We start from the raw sequence: 1,607 nt of genomic DNA, 5'->3' as shown, positions 1-1,607 counted from the left end.
AAAAGAGAGTGTAAAATAATGCATTATTGGATTATTTATAAATACTTCAAAAAAAGTTTTATAATCCCATTTTCTTCCRTTTATTAAGGCTCTTGTTAATTTTATTTTCTCATGATTGATTATTTCTTTTAATGTTTTTTGAATATGTAAAAAATCTTCTTTTATATTTTCTAAATCTTTATCTCCGTCTGCATCTGGGAGYTCTTTAATTATTGAAGAGTTTTGAATATCAAATATTTCTAAATATGAATCGCTTAATAATTGTAATTGAAAGCTTCTATTACCATAGTTTATTATTTTTTTGCCTTCTATACTAAATCCAAAGTTAGGGAATAATCTTTCAAAGATATTATCTATATTTGTATTTAATATTTCTGATGCATAAACGAGAATRTCTTTTATATTATTTTTTATTTCTTTGTTATTGCTGTTTAGAGCGAATTTRTTAATCATTTTTAATGCTGAAGTTTTACCGTTTATAGCTATTGATTGCATTGTATATAGTATTAATGGTGTTTTAAAACTATTATTCCAGTTTATTAATAATTGATGAAGTTTTTCTATATGACTTTCATCAGCATATATTGCATAAGGAGTTATTATTTTTATATTATCTTCTATTAGGTTATTATTTATAAAATATTCTAYTGTATTTTCAACTGCTTCTATAAAAGATTTTCTSTCTATAAACTCTAATATTTTCTCTGCATCTTTTATTTTTATAGGTTTCTCTATTTTTAAGAATTCATTTAATATATATTTTAATACTTTAATATTTATACTTGTGTTTTCTCTAGAGACTATATTATAATAATTATTATCCAAAAAATCTAATAACTCATTGTCTGTATAATAATAATCAACATAATTATAAATCTCTTCAATGCTATTAAAACAAAAATCTTCTTTATTGTAATTCCATTTTTTTAATATCTCTTTMAACTCTTTGCAATTATCTAAATTATCTTCTATATATTTTCTGTTTAATTCTTCGTTTTCAGCAATAATGTTTAGAGMATATTTTTTTAGCTCTTCATTATCAGTATTTAAAATATTATAAACAATACTATAATCATCAAAATTATTTTTACTATAAACTAATTCCAAAAAATCAATTAATGMATAACTTTTATTTGATACAGTATTTAAAAAGTCTATATCTTCAAATGCTTCTTTAATATTATAAGCATAGTTRTTYAATAATTCTGTAATGTATTGAGATTTAAATATGTATATAGGGTAGCTATTAAAATAGGATATTAGTAAATCTTTTATGTTTATATTATATTGTTTTATTGTATCGTCTATATTTTTGTTAAATAAGTTTATATTGTTTTTTATAATTATAGGAATCATTAAATTGTATGGAAAAGATTCTAATACAGTATTTACAATTTTTTTAGAATTATCATCAGYYTCATAAAACCAATTAAAAACATTCAATAAAAATATTATACGCTCATTAAACTTAATAGTGAAATCATCTTTATATATTTTTAGAGCATGAATTAAATCATATACGCTATTAAATTTTATATGCTTAATATTACAAAAGTTTTCTAATTCTTTTTCTAAAGATTCCTAAAAATAAATTATATTATCAATAC

The 1,607-nt window shown here is 19.8% G+C and carries 1 pseudogene; it reads right to left on the bottom strand.

The window, feature by feature from the left end:
• Positions 1–1,443: pseudogene (locus GQX97_RS12130) on the bottom strand (DUF4132 domain-containing protein); the annotation flags it as partial.
• Positions 1,444–1,607: the final 164 nt, after the last annotated feature.

It is taken from the genome of Brachyspira sp. SAP_772, assembly GCF_009755885.1.
Taxonomy (GTDB): Bacteria; Spirochaetota; Brachyspiria; order Brachyspirales; family Brachyspiraceae; genus Brachyspira.
The sequence above is the reverse complement of the archived record's forward strand: the minus strand, read 5'-3'. Positions and strand labels throughout refer to the sequence as shown.